The 17593-nt window shown below is 76.0% G+C and carries 6 protein-coding genes; 3 read left to right on the top strand and 3 right to left on the bottom strand.

All coding sequences use genetic code 11. The features are described from left to right. Position 1 precedes the first annotated feature (1 nt). From BS75_RS44020 to BS75_RS07390, 3 genes are all read right to left on the bottom strand, one after another. Entirely contained in the window at positions 2-721 is a 720-nt protein-coding gene (locus BS75_RS44020; protein WP_052069267.1) for a DUF6542 domain-containing protein, read from the bottom strand. 136 nt (positions 722-857) lie between these two features. After that, positions 858-1721, bottom strand: a complete 864-nt coding sequence (locus tag BS75_RS07395) for an NAD-dependent epimerase/dehydratase family protein (RefSeq protein WP_034087620.1) — start codon at positions 1719-1721, stop codon at positions 858-860. A gap of 115 nt (positions 1722-1836) precedes the next feature. Beyond that, entirely contained in the window at positions 1837-3471 is a 1635-nt protein-coding gene (locus BS75_RS07390; protein WP_034087619.1) for a phosphodiester glycosidase family protein, read from the bottom strand. A gap of 201 nt (positions 3472-3672) precedes the next feature. Here BS75_RS07390 and BS75_RS07385 point away from each other — a divergent pair, with 201 nt between their 5' ends. From BS75_RS07385 to BS75_RS51380, 3 genes are all read left to right on the top strand, one after another. Beyond that, positions 3673-4581: a helix-turn-helix transcriptional regulator gene (locus BS75_RS07385; protein WP_081983231.1), complete on the top strand. Its 909-nt coding sequence runs from the start codon at positions 3673-3675 to the stop codon at positions 4579-4581. A gap of 586 nt (positions 4582-5167) precedes the next feature. After that, entirely contained in the window at positions 5168-8017 is a 2850-nt protein-coding gene (locus BS75_RS07380; RefSeq protein WP_034087618.1) for an AAA family ATPase, read from the top strand. A 144-nt stretch (positions 8018-8161) separates the two neighbouring features. Continuing rightward, positions 8162-17554: a type I polyketide synthase gene (locus BS75_RS51380; protein WP_081982169.1), complete on the top strand. Its 9393-nt coding sequence runs from the start codon at positions 8162-8164 to the stop codon at positions 17552-17554. Positions 17555-17593: the final 39 nt, after the last annotated feature.

Genomic DNA, 17593 nt, shown 5'->3' with positions numbered 1-17593 from the left:
CTCACCGGCCCCGACGCGCGGCGACGAGCCGCGCCACACCCACGACGACCGCCACCGCCAGCGCCACGCCCATCGCCGGGAAAGCCCCGGCGACGCACTTGGCCAGATTCGTGGCGAACTTCCCCGTCGTACCGGAGGAGTCGCGCACGAAGAGCCCGGCCAGCGCCATCAGCAGGACCACCGGCGGCGTCGCGGTGGACACCCACCACGCGCCGGGCCGCGAGCACAGCGCCGCCGCGACCCCCGCGCCGAGCACCGCCCCGGCATCGAAGACCAGCCCGCTCCCGCCGCTGATCAGCGCCGCGACCAGCGGCAGGGCTATCAGCGCGGCCGCGGAGAGCGCGGCCGGGCGGCGGCGCTGCTGCTGCTGCGGCAGGGCGGTAGACCCGCGGCGACGTCGGGCCCGGCCGTCCGCCGTCTCCTCCTCTCCCCGTTGCTCGGGGAGGTAGGTCTGCTCGGGCGCGTAGGTCTGCTCGGGCGCGTAGGACTGCTCCGGGGCATAGCTCTGCTCCGGGGCGTAGCGCGCGTCCGGCCGTTCAGCGCCGTGCCGTTGGTAGGACGGCGGGTAGCCGGTCGCGGCCCCGTCGTCGAAGAGCGGGACCCTCATCGGGTCGGCGGCCTGGACCGGCGCACCCTGCGGCCGGTGGCCACCGGCGTCCGGATACTCGCCGCCACCCTGCCAGCCGCCTCCCGAAGGAGGGCTACCCCACGCGTCGGACATTGTTCCCATTCTTTTCGCAACTCCTGCGACTTTCGGCACCCGCGTACATCCGAGAGACGCTCCGCACACATGGACGGTTGCAGAGTTGCGCAAGCAATTCCTGCAGGGCTGGTTCTCAGCCCTTCGACAGCTGCAGCTACAGCGCGCCGGCGTCGCGGGCGGTCCAGACGGTGGGGTGCACCGGACGCCAGCCGAGCTCCTCGCGCAGCGGCAGGGTGTCCGACCAGCCGAACCAGGGGTCGGGGTCCTGGCGGTCCGACGCCCCCTCGGGCAGCTCCAGCCCCGCCAGCCGGTGGACGTCGAAGGCGGAGACCGGGGCGTCGTCGGCGGCGTTGAAGGCCCGCCCCTCGATGCCGGGGGTGACCAGCGCCCGGTGCAGGGCCCGGGCGACGTCGGCATGGTGGACCATCGGCAGGCGCCGGTGCGCGGCCCAGTCCGCCGTACGCGCCACGGCCTCGCGGAGGTGCGGGTCTCCCTCGCCGTAGACGAAGGCCAGCCGGACGATCACCAGTGGCAGGCCCTTGGTCCGGTGCAGCTCCAGCAGTGCGGTGTCGGCCTCGGCCTTGGACGCCGGGTAGACCCCCCAGTCCGCGCCGGGGCGCAGCGGGTCCTCCTCCCGGGCCGGTCGGCCCAGACCGCCGCCGTAGACCAGGTTGGTGCCGGTCTGGACGAAGCGGCGGACCCCGGCGTCCAGGGCCTGGCGGCCGAGTTCGACGGCGGCGTCGCGGTTGACCGCCCAGGCCTCTTCGTCGGGGACGTTCCGGAACGCGGCGGCGGTGTTGACCACCGCGTCCACGCCGTCCAGGGCCTTGGCCCGGTCGGTGGCGTCGCGCAGGTCACCGACCACCACCTCGGCCCCGAGCGCGGCGAGGCGCTCGCCCCGGGCGCGGTCCCGGACCAGCACCCGCACCGTTCCGCCGGGGGCGGTCCACTGCAGCAGGCGCGGTACCAGCCGCTGTCCCACCTGCCCGGTCGCGCCGGTCACCAGGGTCGTCGTCATGGCTGCTCCTCAAGAGTCCTCGTTCGCCTTCCGACCTCCACCCTGGTCCCGGGACCGGTCGGGTGGGAGGGACCTGTCGATCGGGGGATCGCCGGTCCCTCCCACCCGCTCTCCGCTACGGCAGGACCTGGATGGTGTCGCCGACCGGGCGCTCACCGGTGGCGTCCGAGGGGTTGGTGACCAGGTTGCCGCCCACGGCCATGGCAGTGGAGCCGCCGCCGTCCAGGTTGAGCGCCTGCACGGCGCCGAGGGAGCGCATGAACGTCGCCTCCTCGGCGAGGGTGAAGCCCTCGCTGCCGGCCGTCAGCCGGCCGTCGACGGTGACCAGGATCAGGTCGCCGTGCTTGTCGACGCCGGCGATGGTGCGCGGCTGCCGGGCGTCGGCCCACTGGTAGTTGAAGGAGAGGTCCTGCGGGTCGACGACGCCCTCGGCGGCGGCGTCGATGTCGGTCCGGCCGTTCTGGACCAGCAGCGGGGCTGCGCTGACGATGCTGGTCCCGGCGGTCAGCGGGATCGAGGCGCCGGTGGCGGCGTTCCGGACCGACGCGTCGACCTTGACCGTCCTGCCGACCAGCGCCTGCCGGCCCAGCCAGGTGGAGGCGGTGCCGATGCCCTGCAGAACGGTGTCGCCGGTGGGCACGGAGCCGCCGCGTGCGCCGACCGAGAGCACCCGGCCGGAGTGGTCGAGCACGACCTGGGTGCCGGCGCCGGTGGGCAGCGCCGCGCCGAGCTCGCCGGTGAACTCGACCAGGTCGTCGGTCTCGTAGCAGTCGACGTCCTGCTCCGGGTGGGTGGTGGGGGTGGCGCCGGCGGTGCCGCAGTCGCGCACGGTGCCGGGCACCCGGTTCACGCCGTGCACGGCGTAGCGGGAGCCGCCGACCTGGGCGACCACCGAGCTGGTGAGGTCGGCGACCTGGAACTTCCGGCCGTTGTCCTGGATGACCAGTGCCGCCCGCGCGCCGGAGGCCAGCGACTCCAGCTTGCCGTTGTACACCCCCAGGCCGGACTGGGTGCCGGGGATGCCGTCGCCCGACCCGATGACGAAGAAGCCGCCGTTGGTGGCGACCAGCGAGCCGAGCTGGTCGGCCACGGCGGAGGGGGTCTGCCGCTGGGCGAGCGCACCGTCGTGGGTGCCCTCGACGGTGCCGGTGAACACCTTCGGGTCGATGACGGCGACGTGGATGTTCTCCAGGGTGGCCGGCGTGGAGGCGTCGTAGCCGGTCCACTCGGTCGTGGTGGTGAAGCCGTCGGCGGCGATCGCCGCGGCTGCGGTCGCGGCGGCGGCCTGGGTCGGGAACTCGCCCACGCGCAGCCGGTAGCCCATCAGCCCGTGCGGCGTGTCGGAGTAGGCGGGCCACGCCACCGGCTCGACCCGCAGCTCGTAGCCGTAGGACGCCAGCCGGGAGGCGGTGGCCGTGACCCAGGAGCCGCTCTCCACCTCGGCGTCGGCGGCCGAGCCGGTCACCTTGCTGGTGACCGGCTGCTCAAGGGTGACGGTCCAGAACGGCGAAGCGGCGTTGCTGAGCGTCACCGTGCTCACCTGGACGCCCGGGGCGGCCGTCGTGGTCGACCAGTGCTCCTGGCCCAGCGCGGTGTCCGCCACGCCGGTGCGGACCGCGGCCGCCCCGGGGCGGGTGGACCCGGCGGCCAGGGCCGGCGCGGAGCCGTACAGGCCCAGCGACGCCAGGACGGTGAATGCGGCTGTGGCGGTCGCTATCGACCGGGCGCGACCGTGCTGCTTGCTTGCCATGTGTTCCCTCGTTCATGTCCGGCGAATGCCCACTGGTTGAGACCAGCTGACGCTGCCCCAGGATCACATCCCGGCAACGGTAATCACTCTCGTCCGGATCATGGCGGGGCCACGAAATCAGGAAGAACAGCGTCCGGGGCCGCTGATCCAGGGACCGGCGGTCCCTGGATGGCGCGGCCGGGAGCGGGGATGCTGGTGGGCATGGACCGTGCTCAGCTCGCCGACTTCCTGCGCCGCTCGCGCAGCCGCCTCGCACCCGCCGACGTCGGCCTGCCCGACGGGGCGCGGCGGCGGACGCCCGGGCTGCGCCGGGAGGAGGTCGCCCAGCTCGCCGGAATGTCGGTGGACTACTACACCCGGCTGGAGCAGGCGCGGGGGCCGCGCCCCTCGGCACAGCTGCTGGGCGCGCTGGCGCGGGCCCTGCGGCTCACCGGCGACGAGCGGGACCATCTGCACCACCTGGCCGGGCAGGCCCCGCCGCGTGCGAACGGCGGCGGCGACGGACACGTCCGCCCGGGGCTGCTGCTGATCCTGGACCGGCTCTACGACACCCCGGCGCAGGTGACCTCCGACACCGGCGACGTGCTGGCGCAGAACCCGATGTCGGCGGCACTGCTCGGCGACAACACCGGTTATCCGCCGGAGGACCGCAACATCATCTGGCGCTGGTTCGCCGTGCCGGGCGGGCGCAGCCGGTTCCACCCTGCCGAGCACGAGCGGCTGGGCCGGATCCACTCCGCCCAGCTCCGGGCCGTGGTCGCGGCCCGGCCGGACGACACCGGGGCGGCGGCGCTGGTGCGCCGACTGCTCGCGGCCTCGCCCGAGTTCGCGGCGTTCTGGGCGGAGCACGATGTCGCGGTGCGGCGCGGCGACACCAAGACGGTGCTGCACCCGCTGGTCGGCGCGATCGAGGTGAGCTGCGAGGTGATGCTCAGCGGCGACCACCGACAGCGGCTGGTCGTCTACACCGCCCGCCCCGGCAGCGAGTCCCAGGCCCGTCTCGACCTGCTGCGCGTGGTCGGCCTCCAGGACCTCTCCCGCCCGGAACCGGGCCCGGACGCCCCGGCAGCCACCGCGTCCGAGGCCCGCCCGATCGCCCAGGGAGGCTGATTCCTGGGGCAAGTCGTCCGGGCGGGTGGGGCGGGCCGAGAAGTGGCCTCGGAGGAACCGTCGCTGACGGTTGATCAAGGACGATTGCCGGGCGTGGAACGGCCGTAGCGCGACGTCAGGGCCGGTCCGGCGGGCCGCGCCGATTGACGCGGCCCGCCGGGCATTCCTACACTCGGCACGCAACACACATCGAATGCGGTACCCAGGTGCACCGGAGCGGCTTCAGCCGCGATCCGGGACCGGGGAGGCGCTGGGTGGCATGGGCCCCATGCTGCCAGTGGGAGAGACCCCGACACACCGGGGATGGGGAGACGGTCATGCAGCGAGTGCACGGCAGCCCTGCCGTTCAGCTCATGCTGGTGGCCAGGCTGGACATCGACCTCGTCCGCCGCGCCAGCTGCCTCTGTAGCTGAACCGTCCGGCCGCCCGCCGACGACGGCGGGCCCGGCCTTCGCCGAGGTTCACGGCCAGGCCCGCGTGACGCGGTTCCGATCGGCCATGCATTGCTGCACCCCCTTTCCGGCCCCTGCACGACAGGGCGCGCAATGTCGCGCGCCCGGGTCCTGCCCCTGCTCCAGGAGAGCGGATGTCCACGTCTCCCGTCACTCTCGCCGGCAACCCCGCCCCCTTCGTCCCGCACGGCCGCGACCCCGAGTTCGCCCAGCTCGGCGCGGCCCTCGACCGCTGCCTGGCCGGCCGTGGCGGCGTCGTCGCCCTGAACGGCGCGGTGGGCAGCGGCCGCACCGAACTGGTGCACGCCTTCTCGGAGTTCGCCGCCGACAGCGGCGTCCGGGTGCTCACGGCCACCGGCTCGCCGCTGGAGCGGGAGTTCCCGCTGGGCATCGTCCGCCAGCTGTTCCAGAGCGCCGGCCTCGGCCCCGAGGACCGGGACGCGGTCGCGCCGCTGCTGGAGGACCTGGTCCCGGCCGATCCGCAGGCACGGGCCAGGACCTCGGCGGAGGGCGCGCCGCGCCCCTCGGCCCGTGCGCTGCACGGTCTCTCCTCGCTGCTGCTGCGGCTGGCCGAGCGGACACCGCTGCTGCTGGCGGTCGACGACCGACAGGACGCCGACGCCCAGTCGCTGGAGTTCCTGCTCTACCTGGTCCGCCGGACCAGGGGGGCCAGGGTGCTGACCCTGCTCAGCTCGCGCGAGACGATGACCCCGCCGAACCCGTTCTTCGAGGTCGAGTTGGCCCGCCAGCCGCACCACCGGGGCGTCAAGCTGCGGGTGTTGGAGCCGGGACTGGTCGCGGAGGTGCTCCGGGGCCGGGTCGGCGAGCACGCGGCGCGCCGACTGGCCGCCGACGCCCATGCCCTGACCGGCGGAAACCCGCTGCTGTTGCAGGCCCTGATGGAGGATCAGGAGGACGGTGGGGGCGGGGGCGAGCTGGTCGCCGGGGAGAACTACCGCCGGGCGCTGATGTACTGCCTGCACCGGATGGACCCGCTGGCGCTGCGCTGCGCGCGCGGCGTCGCCGTCCTCGGCCGGGCCGGGGAGCCGGAGCTCCTCGCCGATCTGCTGCTGCTCGCCCCGGAGTCGCTGACCCGGGCTTTCTACCTGCTGCACGCGGCCGGGCTGTTCCGGGACGGCGGGTTCCGCCATCCCACCGGCGGCGGGGACCTGTTGGCGGCGATGCAGCCGGAGGAGCTGGCGGCGCTGCACCGCCGGGCGGCCCGGCTGCTGCATGCGGCGGGCGCGCCGCCCGAGCGGGTGGACGACCAGCTGCGGGCCGCCGACGGCCACGCCCGGGAGCCCTGGACGCGGCCCGGGGTGACCCGGATCGGCGGCCCCGCCGAGGACGAGCCGACGGCGCCGACGGCCGAGGACGCGGTGGTGATCCGCTGCGTGCCCTCGCTGCCAGCAACCGGGACCGGGCCCGGGCCCGCGACCGGGACCTGCGACGACAGTGGGCACCAACCCGTCGAGGCGCGGGCGGAGGGGGCTCAGGACGTCAAGTACCTGTTCTGGCAGGGGAAGGTGGCCGAGGGGCTGGCCGCCCTCGGCCGGTTCGAGGAGCGACACGGTCCGGTGCTGCGCCCCTGGCTCGACTACTGGTACCCCACGCTGCTGCCGCCCGTCGACGATCGGGACGCTGCGGGCGCGGGCACGATCGGCTGCGGGCTGCGGCTGCTCGCGCAGCTGTTCGCCGGCCTGCCGCAGCGGGAGGCGGTGGTCCGGGCCGAGGCCGTGCTGCGCGAGGCCCGGCTCGGCCGGACCCCGGTCGAGTCGCTGACCTCGGCGCTGCTGGTGCTGGTCTACGCCGACCGGGCGGACCGGGTCGGCCACTGGTGCGGCCGGCTGGTCCCGGAGGCCGACGTCCACGGCAACGCCGTCGCCCAGGCGGTCTTCTCCGCGCTGCAGGCGGAGGCCGCGCTGCGCCAGGGCGACCTGCGGACGGCGGACGAGGCGTCCCGGGCCGCCTTCGCCCGGATCCGGCCCGAGGACTGGGGGGTCGCCGTCGGCATCCCGCTGGCCACCATGATCGCGGTGCGGACCGCCCTGGGGCGCTACGAGGACGCCGAGCGCTATCTGGCGCTGCCGGTCCCCGCAGAGATGTTCCGCACCCCGGCCGGGGTGCACTACCTGGACGCGCGCGGCAGCTACCTGCTGGCCGTCGGCCGGGCCGAGGAGGCGCTCGCCGACTTCCGGGCCTGCGGCGAGACGATGGCCCGCTGGGGCATCAACCACCTGCCGGGGATGGTGCCCTGGCGACTCGGCTCCGCCCGGGCCGAGCTGGCGCTGGACCGGCCGAACGCGGCGGCCTCGCTGGTCGAGCGGCAGCTCACCGACCTGGGGGCGTCCGGCCAGCCCCGGGTGCGCGGGATGGCGCTGCGGATCCGCGCGGCGGCGGGCACCGGACCCGAGCGGGCCCGGCTGCTGGAGCAGGCGGTCGAGGCGCTGGAGGCCGCCGGCGACCAGGCCCAGACCTCGGCCGCGCTGGCCGAGTTGGGCCGGGCGCACCGGGCGCAGGGCGATCCGGGCCGGGCCCGCTCGTCCGAGCGCCGGGCGCGGCAGCTGTCCTCCCGGCTGCTGCACCTCGATCCGCCGATACGCACGGTGGAGCCCTCGCGCCGGACCGCCGCGACCGCCGTCCTCGGCCTCGCGGCACCGCTGCGGAGCGGCGGCGGTGGTGTGCCGGTGGTCGGCGCCACGGCGGTCGGCTCCCCCGTGGTCGGCGCACCGCTGGGCGGCGCGGGCCGGCGGGCGGAGCCGGACGGGACCGGGTCGGGCGACCCGACCCAACTCAGCGACGCGGAACGGAAGGTCGCCGAACTGGCGGTGCGCGGGCTGACCAACCGGGAGATCGCCCGACGGCTCTACATCACCGTCAGCACGGTCGAGCAGCACCTGACCCGGGTCTACCGGAAGCTGGGCGTCCGCCGCCGGGTCGACCTGCGGCACGCCCTCGACCGGCGACGCGAACTGGCGGGCTGAGCAGCCCGTTCGCCGGCCTGCGGGCCCCCTGCCCGGACCGGCGTAGGGGGTCCGTAGGGGTGGGTGAGGGGTTATCGCGGAACTCCGGCTCCAGAAGACTCGGCAACCGTAAGAGGTGGCCTTTCTTAGGGGTGGAAGCGCGCGATGGCACGCCAGGAACTGACGAAGACAGCCGAGTCGACCGGCGTCGCAGCGGCGGCGGTCGCGGTCGTCGGGTATGCCTGCCGGCTCCCCGGCGCGGCCGACCCCGACGCCTTCTGGGCACTGCTGGAGCGCGGCGGCCAGGCCGTCGGTCCGCCGCCGCCCGGACGCTTCCCGGAGGGGGCCGAGGTCCGCCCCGGCGGCTACCTGGAGCAGGTCGACGGCTTCGACCCGGAGTTCTTCGGCCTCTCCCCGGCCGAGGCGGCGGCGGCCGACCCGCAGCAGCGGCTGCTGCTCGAACTCGCCTGGGAGGCCCTGGAGGACGCCTGTGTCCGGCCCGCACGGCTGGGCGGCAGCCGGACCGGCGTCTTCGTCGGCTCCATCGCCGGCGACTACGCCACCCTGGTCCACCAGCAGGCGGCCGCCGCCGTCACCCGGCACAGCCTGACCGGGTTGAACCGGGGGATCCTCGCCAACCGGCTCTCGCACCGGCTCGACCTGCGCGGGCCCAGCCTGAACGTTGACTCCGCGCAGTCCTCCTCCCTGGTCGCGGTGCACCTGGCGCTGGAGAGCCTGCGCAGCGGCGAGTCCGAGGTGGCGCTGGTCGCCGGGGTCAACCTCAATCTCGCGCCCGACTCCACGCTCACCGTGGACCGCTTCGGCGCGCTCTCGCCGGACAACCGCTGCTTCACCTTCGACGCCCGCGCCAACGGCTACGTCCGGGGCGAGGGCGGGGTGCTGCTGGTGCTCAAGCCGCTGGCGCGGGCGCTGGCCGACGGCGACCCGGTCCGGGCGGTGCTGCTGGGCAGCGCGGTGAACAGCGACGGCGCCACCGACGGGCTGACCGTGCCCAGCGCGGCCGCCCAGGCGGAGGTGGTCAGGACGGCGGTCGGCCGCAGCGGCACCGACCCGCAGGCGGTGCAGTACGTCGAGCTCCACGGCACCGGCACCAGGGTCGGCGACCCGATCGAGGCCGCCGGACTGGGCGCCGCGCTCGGCGGCGGCCGTCCCGGGGACGAGCCGCTGCTGGTCGGCTCGGCCAAGACCAACGTCGGCCACCTGGAGGGCGCGGCCGGCCTGGTCGGGCTGCTGAAGGTGGTGCTGAGCGTCAGTCACCGCAGGCTGCCGGCCAGCCTGGACTTCCACACCCCCAACCCGGAGATCGCCTTCGACCGGCTGGGACTGCGGGTGCGCACCGAGTCCGGACCGTGGCCGCACGCCGACCGGCCGCTGGTCGCCGGGGTCAGCTCCTTCGGCGTGGGCGGCACCAACGCCCATGTGGTGGTGGCCGAGGCACCGGCGGTCGAACCGGTGGCAGCGCCGGAACCGGTCGAGCCGGTGGCGGCGGACACGACCGGGCGTCCCGCAGGTCCGGTCGCCTGGCCGCTCTCGGCCCGGAGCGCGGCCTCGCTGCGCGGGCAGGCCGAGCGGCTGCTCGACCGGCTCGGGCCGGACCCGGCGGCGGACCCGGCCGACATCGGCCACTCGCTGGCCACCACGCGCACCGTCTTCGAGCACCGGGCCGTGGTCCTCGGCGACGACCGCGCCGAACTCCTGGACGGGCTCCGGGCGTTGGCGGAGGGACGGCAGGCGGCCGGGCTGGTGCAGGGGATCGCCCCCACCGGGGACCGCCCCGGCACGGTGTTCGTCTTCCCCGGCCAGGGCTCCCAGTGGGCCGGCATGGCCCGCGAACTCCTGGCCACCGCACCGGCCTTCGCCGAGAGCATCCGCGACTGCGCCGACGCGCTCGCCCCGCACACCGACTGGTCGCTGCCGGACGTGCTGCTCGGCCGTCCCGGCGCGCCCGACCCGGACCGGGTCGACGTGCTCCAGCCCGCGCTTTGGGCGGTGATGGTCTCCCTGGCCGCGCTCTGGCAGCAGTCCGGCGTCCGCCCCGACGCCGTCATCGGCCACTCGCAGGGTGAGATCGCCGCCGCCACGGTGGCCGGCGCGCTGTCACTGGCGGACGCCGCCGCCGTGGTCGCGCTGCGCTCCCGGGCCATCGCCGGACTGGGCGGCTCCGGCACCGGCGGCATGGCCTCGGTCCCGCTGCCCGAGGCGGAGGTCAGGGCCAGGCTGGTGCGGTGGGACGGACGGCTCGGCGTCGCGGCGGCGAACGGGCCCACGGCGACCGTGGTCTCCGGCGACCGCGACGCCCTGGAGGAGCTGGTCGCGGGCTACCAGGCGGAGGACGTCCGGGTGCGGGTGGTCCCGGTCGACTACGCCTCGCACTCACCGCAGGTCGAGCCGCTGCGCGAGCGGCTGCCCGCACTACTGGCCGGGATCCGGCCCCGCACCGGGCACACCGTCTTCTACTCCACCGTCACCGGCGGCCGGTTGGACCCGACCGAACTGACGGCCGAGTACTGGTTCCGCAACCTGCGGCAGACGGTGGAGCTGGAGCGGGCGGTCCTGGCTGCGGCGGCCGAGGGCCACCGGGCGTTCCTGGAGATCAGCCCGCACCCGGTGCTGACGGTCGGTCTGGACCGGATCCTCGACGGTGCGGCCGCCGTCACCGGCACGCTCCGCCGGGAGCACGGCGGGCTGCGGCAGTTCCGCACCGCGCTGGCCGAGTGGCAGGTGCGCGGCGGCGCCGTCGACCGTTCCGGTCACTACGGCGCGCGGCCGCGCCCGGTGCAGCTGCCGACGTACGCCTTCGACCGGCGCCAGCTCTGGTTCGACGCGGCGCCGTCCATTCCCGCGCCGTCCGTCCCCGTGCGGTCCGTTGCCGTGCCGTCCGGCCCTGGCACTGCGCCGGCTCCGGCTCCGGCTCCGGCTCCGGTGAACGATCCGCTGGACGCCGTGCTGGCGAGCGCCGCGATCATCCTGGGACAGCCGTCGGCCTCGGCGGTCGACCCCGAGCGAACCTTCAAGGACCTGGGCTTCGACTCGGTCGCCGCCGTCGAGTTCCGCGACCGGCTGGCCGCCGCGACCGGGCTGACCCTGCCCAGCACCCTCACCTACGACCGGCCCACCCCGCGCGCGGTCGCCGACTACCTGCGCGGCGGCAGCGGAACCGACGCCCCGTCCCGGAAGGCCGCCGTCGGTCCCGACGGGGATCCGGTCGCGATCGTCGCGCTCAGCGGTCGCTGGCCCGGCGGCGCGGACAGCCCGGAGGCGCTGTGGGAGCTGCTGCGCTCCGGCCGGGACGCCATCGGCGACTTCCCCGACAACCGGGGCTGGGACCTGGACGCCCTCTACGACCCGGAAGGGCTGCGCCCCGGCTCCTCCTCGACCCGGCAGGGCGGATTCCTGCTCGACGCCGACCGCTTCGACGGCGCGTTCTTCGGCATCCCCCCACGCGAGTCGGACGCCATGGACCCGCAGCAGCGGCTGCTGCTGGAGTCCGCCTGGGAGCTGTGCGAGCGCGCCGGGCTGCTCCCGGCCGACCTGCGCGGCAGCCGCACCGGCGTCTTCGTCGGGATCACGCCGCAGGACTACGGGCCCAGGCTGCACCAGACCCCGGACGGCTACCAGGGCCACGCCCTGACCGGCAGTCTGACCAGCGTCGCCTCCGGGCGGCTGGCCTATGCGCTGGGGCTGGAGGGCCCGGCGCTGAGCATCGACACCGCCTGCTCCTCCTCGCTGGTCGCGCTGCACCTGGCCGCCGAGTCGCTGCGCCGGGGCGAGAGCGACCTGGCCATCGCCGGCGGGGCCGCCGTGATGTCGGAGCCGGGGATGTTCACCGAGTTCAGCCGTCAGGGCGGACTCGCCGCCGACGGCCGCTGCAAGCCCTTCTCGGCGGGCGCGGACGGCACCGCCTGGGCCGAGGGCGTCGGTCTGGTGCTGCTGGAGCGGCTCTCCGACGCCCGTCGGCTCGGACACCGGGTGCTGGCCGTCGTCCGGGGCTCCGCCGTCAACCAGGACGGCGCCTCGAACGGGCTGACCGCCCCCAACGGCCCGGCCCAGGAACGGGTGATCCGGCAGGCGCTCGCCAATGCCGGGCTGACCGCCGCCGACGTCCAGGTCGTCGAGGCGCACGGCACCGGGACCTCCCTCGGCGACCCGATCGAGGCGCGGGCGCTGATCGCCACCTACGGCGCCGACCGCCCGGCCGACCGTCCGCTGCTGCTCGGCTCGTTGAAGTCCAACATCGGCCACACCCAGGCCGCCGCCGGGGTGACCGGCGTGATCAAGATGGTCCAGGCGCTGCACCACGGCGAGCTGCCGGGGACGCTGCACCTGGACCGGCCCACCCCGCACGTCGACTGGAGCGCCGGGACGGTGCTGCTGCCGACCGCCACCACCGACTGGCCGGAGGCCGCCGGACCGCGCCGGGCCGGTGTCTCCTCCTTCGGCATCAGCGGCACCAATGCGCACCTGATCCTGGAGGCCGCGCCGACCGAGCCCGCCACGGCCCCCGCGTCCGCCGTCCCCGGCCCTGCGACGCCGTGGCTGCTCTCGGCGCGCGGCGAGGAGGAACTGCGGGTCCAGGCCGGGAGGCTGCTGACCCGGCTGGGGACGATCCCGGAGGCGCCCGTCGCCGAGGTCGGCCGCGCGCTGGCCACCACCCGCACCCGCTTCGACCACCGGGCCGTGCTGCTCGGCGGCGACCGGGACCGGCTGGAGGGACAGCTGCGTGCGCTCGCCGCCGGGGATCCCGCGCCGGGCCTGGTCACCGGTACCGCCCGACGCGGCGTCAGCACCGCCGTCCTGCTCTCCGGGCAGGGCAGCCAGCGAGCCGGCGCCGGCAGCGGGCTGTACGCCGCGTTCCCGGTCTTCGCCCGCGCCCTGGACGCGGCGGCCGAGCTGTTCGACGCCGAGCTGGAGACACCGCTCCGCCGGGTGCTGTTCGCCGCGCCCGGTACGGCCGAGGCCGCGCTGCTGGACACCACCGGCTACACCCAACCGGCCCTGTTCACGCTCCAGGTCGCGCTGTTCCGGCTGGCCGAGTCCTTCGGGGTCCGGGCCGACCGGCTGATCGGCCACTCCATCGGCGAGCTGACCGCCGCCCACCTGGCCGGGGTGCTCACCCTGCCGGACGCGGTCACCCTGGTCGCCGCCCGGGGACGGCTGATGCAGGCCCTCCCGACCGGCGGCGCCATGGCCGCACTGCAGGCCACGGAGGAGGAGCTGCAGCCGCTGCTGGCCGACCGCGCCGGACGGGTGGACCTCGCCGCCGTCAACGGCCCCGGGTCGCTGGTCGTCTCCGGCGACGCGGCGGAGGTGCGCGCGCTCGCCGAGAGCTGGCGGGCGAAGGGCCGCCGCAGCAAGCTGCTGCAGGTCAGCCACGCCTTCCACTCCGCCCACATGGACGCCGCACTGGCGGACTTCCGGCAGGTGGCCGCCGGTCTCGACTACGCCGAGCCGCTGATCCCGGTGGTCTCCAACCTCACCGGCCGGCTGGCGACCGGCGAGCAACTGCGCGACCCGGAGTACTGGGTGCGCCACATCCGCGAGGCGGTCCGCTTCCACGACGGGGTCCGCACCCTGGACTCCCTGGGCACGGACGCCTACCTGGAGCTCGGCCCGGGGCCGGTGCTGACCGCACTGGTGGCGGAGGCGCTGGACGGCGAGGGCCCGGAGCGCGCGGTCACCGCCTCGCTGCGGGCGGACCGGGACGAGGCCGAGACCTTCACCGAGGCCCTGGCCCGGCTCGACGTCCACGGCGTCCCGGTGGACTGGACCGCTGCCTTCACCGCTGCCGCCCCCGGCCCCGGCTCCGCCGCCGGCTCCGACCCCGGCTCCGCCGCCGTGGACGCCGCGCCGGGCCGCGCGGTCGAGCTGCCGACCTACCCGTTCCGGCGCACCCGGCACTGGATGGAGCAGCCCGCACCCGCCGCCCCGGCCGCCGTCGGCCTCGCCTCCGCCGGGCACCCGCTGCTCGGTGCGGAGGTCGAACTCCCGGAGGACGGCGGCAGGTTGCTCACTGGTCGGATCTCGCTGCGGACCCATCCCTGGCTGGCCGACCACGCGGTCGGCGGCCGGGTCCTGCTGCCCGGCACGGCCCTGCTCGACCTGGCCCTGGACGCGGCGGTCCGCAGCGGCTCCAACCGGGTCGAGGAACTGGACCTGGAGGCACCGCTGTTGCTCGGCACGGCCGTGCAACTCCAGGTCTCCGTGGGCGGCGCCGACGCCGAGGGCCGCCGGCCGCTGCGCATCCACTCCCGGCCGGAGGCACCGGCCGGGGGCGGGCCCGGCGAGTGGACCCGGCACGCCACCGGCACGATCGCGGCCCCCGACGCCGCCGTGGGCGGCTTCGAAGCCGGGGCCTGGCCCCCGGCCGGGGCGGTCGCGGTCGACACCGGCGACCTCTACGGCCGTCTGGCCGACCTCGGCTACGGCTACGGCCCGGCGTTCCAGGGGCTCACCGCCGCCTGGCGGTCGGCCTCGGGCGAGGAGCTCTACGCCACGGTCGGCCCGATCGGGCAGACGGCGCCCGGCACCGACGGCCACCGGGTGCACCCCGCCCTCTTCGACTCGGCCCTGCACGCCGTGGTCGGCCTGCTCCCGGCCGGACCCGGCGGCGTTCCGGACCGGCCCCGGATCCCCTTCTCCTGGCAGGGCGTGACGCTCCATCAGCAGGGCACCGGCGAACTGCGGGTCCGGATCCGGCCGGTGGGCCCGAACGCGGTCGCCCTCGACCTGGCCACCGCAGCGGGCGCACCGGTGGCCACCGTCTCGGCGCTGACCCTGCGGGCAGCGGCCGAACCGGTGCCGGACGCCGGGCACCGGCTCGGCTGGCAGCCGATCACTGCCGTCACCGACCCTGCGGAACCCGGCAGTTGGGCCGTGGTCGGCGAGCCAGGGCCGCTGCTGGACGCACTGGCCGGACGGACCGTCAGTTCGGCCCGGGAGCTCACTGGGGCGACTCCGGCGGAGCTCACCCTGGCCCCGGTCCGGGACGCCGCCGAGGCACTCGCGCTGCTCCGCTCCTGGACCGCCGACCCGCGCTTCGCCGACGGGCGGCTGGTGCTGGTCACCCGGCGGGCCGTCGCCGCCGACCTCGGCGAGGACGTCCCGGAACCGGACGCGGCCTCGGTCTGGGGCCTGGTGCGCAGCGTCCAGGCGGAGCAGCCGGGCCGGTTCCTGCTGCTCGACCTCGACGGCAGCGCCGGTTCCACCGCCGCGCTGCCCGCCGCCGTGGCGGCCGGGCTGGCCGCCGACGAGACCCAACTCGCGGTGCGCGAGGGCGAGGTGCTGGTGCCCCGGCTGGTGCCGGCCGGCGCCGGGGACGCCCTGGTCCCGCCGTCGGTACCGGCCTGGCGGCTCGACACCAGGGCCCCCGGCAGCGCCGACAGCCTGGAACTGCTCCCCGCCCCGGAGGCCGAGCGCGAGCTCGGACCGGGCGAGGTCCGGATCGCGCTGCGTGCGGCCGGGCTCAACTTCCGCGATGTGCTGATCTCGCTGGGGATGTACCCGGGCGGCGCCGCGATCGGCGCCGAGGGCGCCGGAACGGTGCTGGAGACCGGCCCCGGGGTGACCGGCCTGGCGCCGGGGGACCGGGTGATGGGCCTGGTCCAGGGCACGCTGGGACCGGTCGCGGTGACCGACCGGCGGCTGCTGGCCCGGATCCCCGAGGGCTGGTCCTTCGCCCGGGCGGCCGGGGTGCCGGTGGTCTTCCTGACCGCCTACCACGGACTCTTCGACCTGGCGGGGCTGCGGCCTGGGGAGTCCCTGCTGGTGCACGCCGCGACCGGCGGCGTCGGCCAGGCGGCGGTCCAGCTGGCCCGGCACCACGGAGTGGACGTCTTCGGCACGGCGAGTCCGGCCAAGTGGGACACCCTGCGGGCGCAGGGGCTGCCGGACGAGCGGATCGGCTCCAGCCGGACGCTGGACTTCGAGGCCGCCTTCCTGGCGGCGACCGGCGGACGCGGCGTCGACGTCGTGCTCAACTCCCTGGCCAGGGAGTTCACCGACGCTTCGCTGCGGCTGCTGGCCCCGCGCGGCCGGTTCGTCGAGATGGGCAAGACCGACCCGCGCGATCCGGCCGAGGTGGCCGCCGCCCACCGGGACGCCTCCTACCTGGCCTTCGACCTCTTCGACGTCGATCCGGACCGGATCGCGGAGATGCTGACGGTGTTGGGCGGGCTGTTCGAGAGCGGTGCGCTGAGCCCGCTGCCGGTCGGGGCCGAGGACGTCCGGCACGCCCGGCACACCGTCCGCCGGCTCGGGCAGGCCCGGCACACCGGCAAGCTGGTGCTGACCCTGCCGGCCCCGCTCGACCCCGAGGGCACGGTGCTGGTCACCGGTGGGACCGGAGTCCTCGGCGGGCTGGTCGCCCGCCGGCTGGCGGAGCGGCACGGGGTCAGGCACCTGCTGCTGACCGGGCGTCAGGGACCGGCCGCGCCGGGGACGGAGCGGCTGCGCGCCGAACTCGCCGACCTGGGCGCTGAGGTGACGGTCGTGGCGGCCGATGTCGCGGACGCCGGGGCACTGGCGGCGCTGCTGGCCGCCGTCCCGGGGGAGCACCCGCTCACCGGAGTGGTGCACGCCGCAGGGGTGCTGGACGACAGCCTGCTGGACTCGCTCACCCCGGACCGGCTGGCGGCACTGCTCCGGCCCAAGGCCCAAGGCGCGCTGAACCTGCACCGCGCCACCGAACACCTGGACCTGGCCGCCTTCGTGCTGTTCTCCTCGGCGGTCGGCCTGCTCGGCAACCCGGGCCAGGCCGGCTACGCCGCCGCCAACACCTACCTCGACGGCCTGGCGCAGCACCGCCGGGCGCGCGGGCTGCCGGCGGTGTCGCTGGCCTGGGGCCACTGGGCCGAGGCGGGCGGACTGGCCGGAGCGCTGACCCGGACCGAACGCGAGCGACTGGCCAGGACCGGGCTCGCGCCGATGGACAACGCGTACGCCCTCGGCCTGTTCGACTCCGCCCTCGGCAGCCCGCACGCCCTGCTGGCGACGGCCGCGCTGGAGACCGGCGGCAGGCCGGCCGGTGACCTGGCGCCGGTGCTCCGGTCGCTGGTCCGGGCCCGGCCGGCGGCCGCTCCGGCCGCCGCGCCCGCGCTGCTGGTCTCCGAGGCGGAGGCGCTGCTGCGGCAGCTGGCCGGGAAGCCCCCGGCCGAGCAGGAGCGGCTGCTGCTGGGCCTGGTGCGCAGCAGCGCCGCCACCGTGCTCGGGCACCCGGGGCCGGAGGCGGTGAGGCCCGACATCGGCTTCATGGAGGCGGAGTTCGACTCGCTGGGCGTGATCGAGCTGCGCAACCGGATCAACACCGTGACCGGGCTGCGGCTGCCGACCACCGCCCTCTTCGACCACCCCACGCCGTCGGCGCTGGCGGCGCACCTCCGCGAACGGCTGGTCCCCGACCCGCCCCCGGCGGCCGCACCGGAACCGGCGCCCGCACCGGCGCCCGAACCCCTGGTCACCGACGACCTGGCGGAACGGATCGCCGACGTCGGCGACGACGAGATCTTCGACTTCCTGCACAACGAGCTCGGAATTTCCTGAGAGAGGCCGATCACCGATGACGACGAACGAGGCGAAGCT

This window comes from Streptacidiphilus albus JL83, from assembly GCF_000744705.1.
GTDB lineage: Bacteria > Actinomycetota > Actinomycetes > Streptomycetales > Streptomycetaceae > Streptacidiphilus > Streptacidiphilus albus.
The sequence above is the reverse complement of the archived record's forward strand: the minus strand, read 5'-3'. Positions and strand labels throughout refer to the sequence as shown.

Coding starts and splice junctions, on each gene's coding strand:
- BS75_RS44020 (WP_052069267.1), bottom strand. CDS start 721: ATGTCCGACGCGTGGGGTAGCCCTCCTTCGGGAGGCGGCTGGCAGGGT.
- BS75_RS07395 (WP_034087620.1), bottom strand. CDS start 1,721: ATGACGACGACCCTGGTGACCGGCGCGACCGGGCAGGTGGGACAGCGG.
- BS75_RS07390 (WP_034087619.1), bottom strand. CDS start 3,471: ATGGCAAGCAAGCAGCACGGTCGCGCCCGGTCGATAGCGACCGCCACA.
- BS75_RS07385 (WP_081983231.1), top strand. CDS start 3,673: ATGGACCGTGCTCAGCTCGCCGACTTCCTGCGCCGCTCGCGCAGCCGC.
- BS75_RS07380 (WP_034087618.1), top strand. CDS start 5,168: ATGTCCACGTCTCCCGTCACTCTCGCCGGCAACCCCGCCCCCTTCGTC.
- BS75_RS51380 (WP_081982169.1), top strand. CDS start 8,162: ATGGCACGCCAGGAACTGACGAAGACAGCCGAGTCGACCGGCGTCGCA.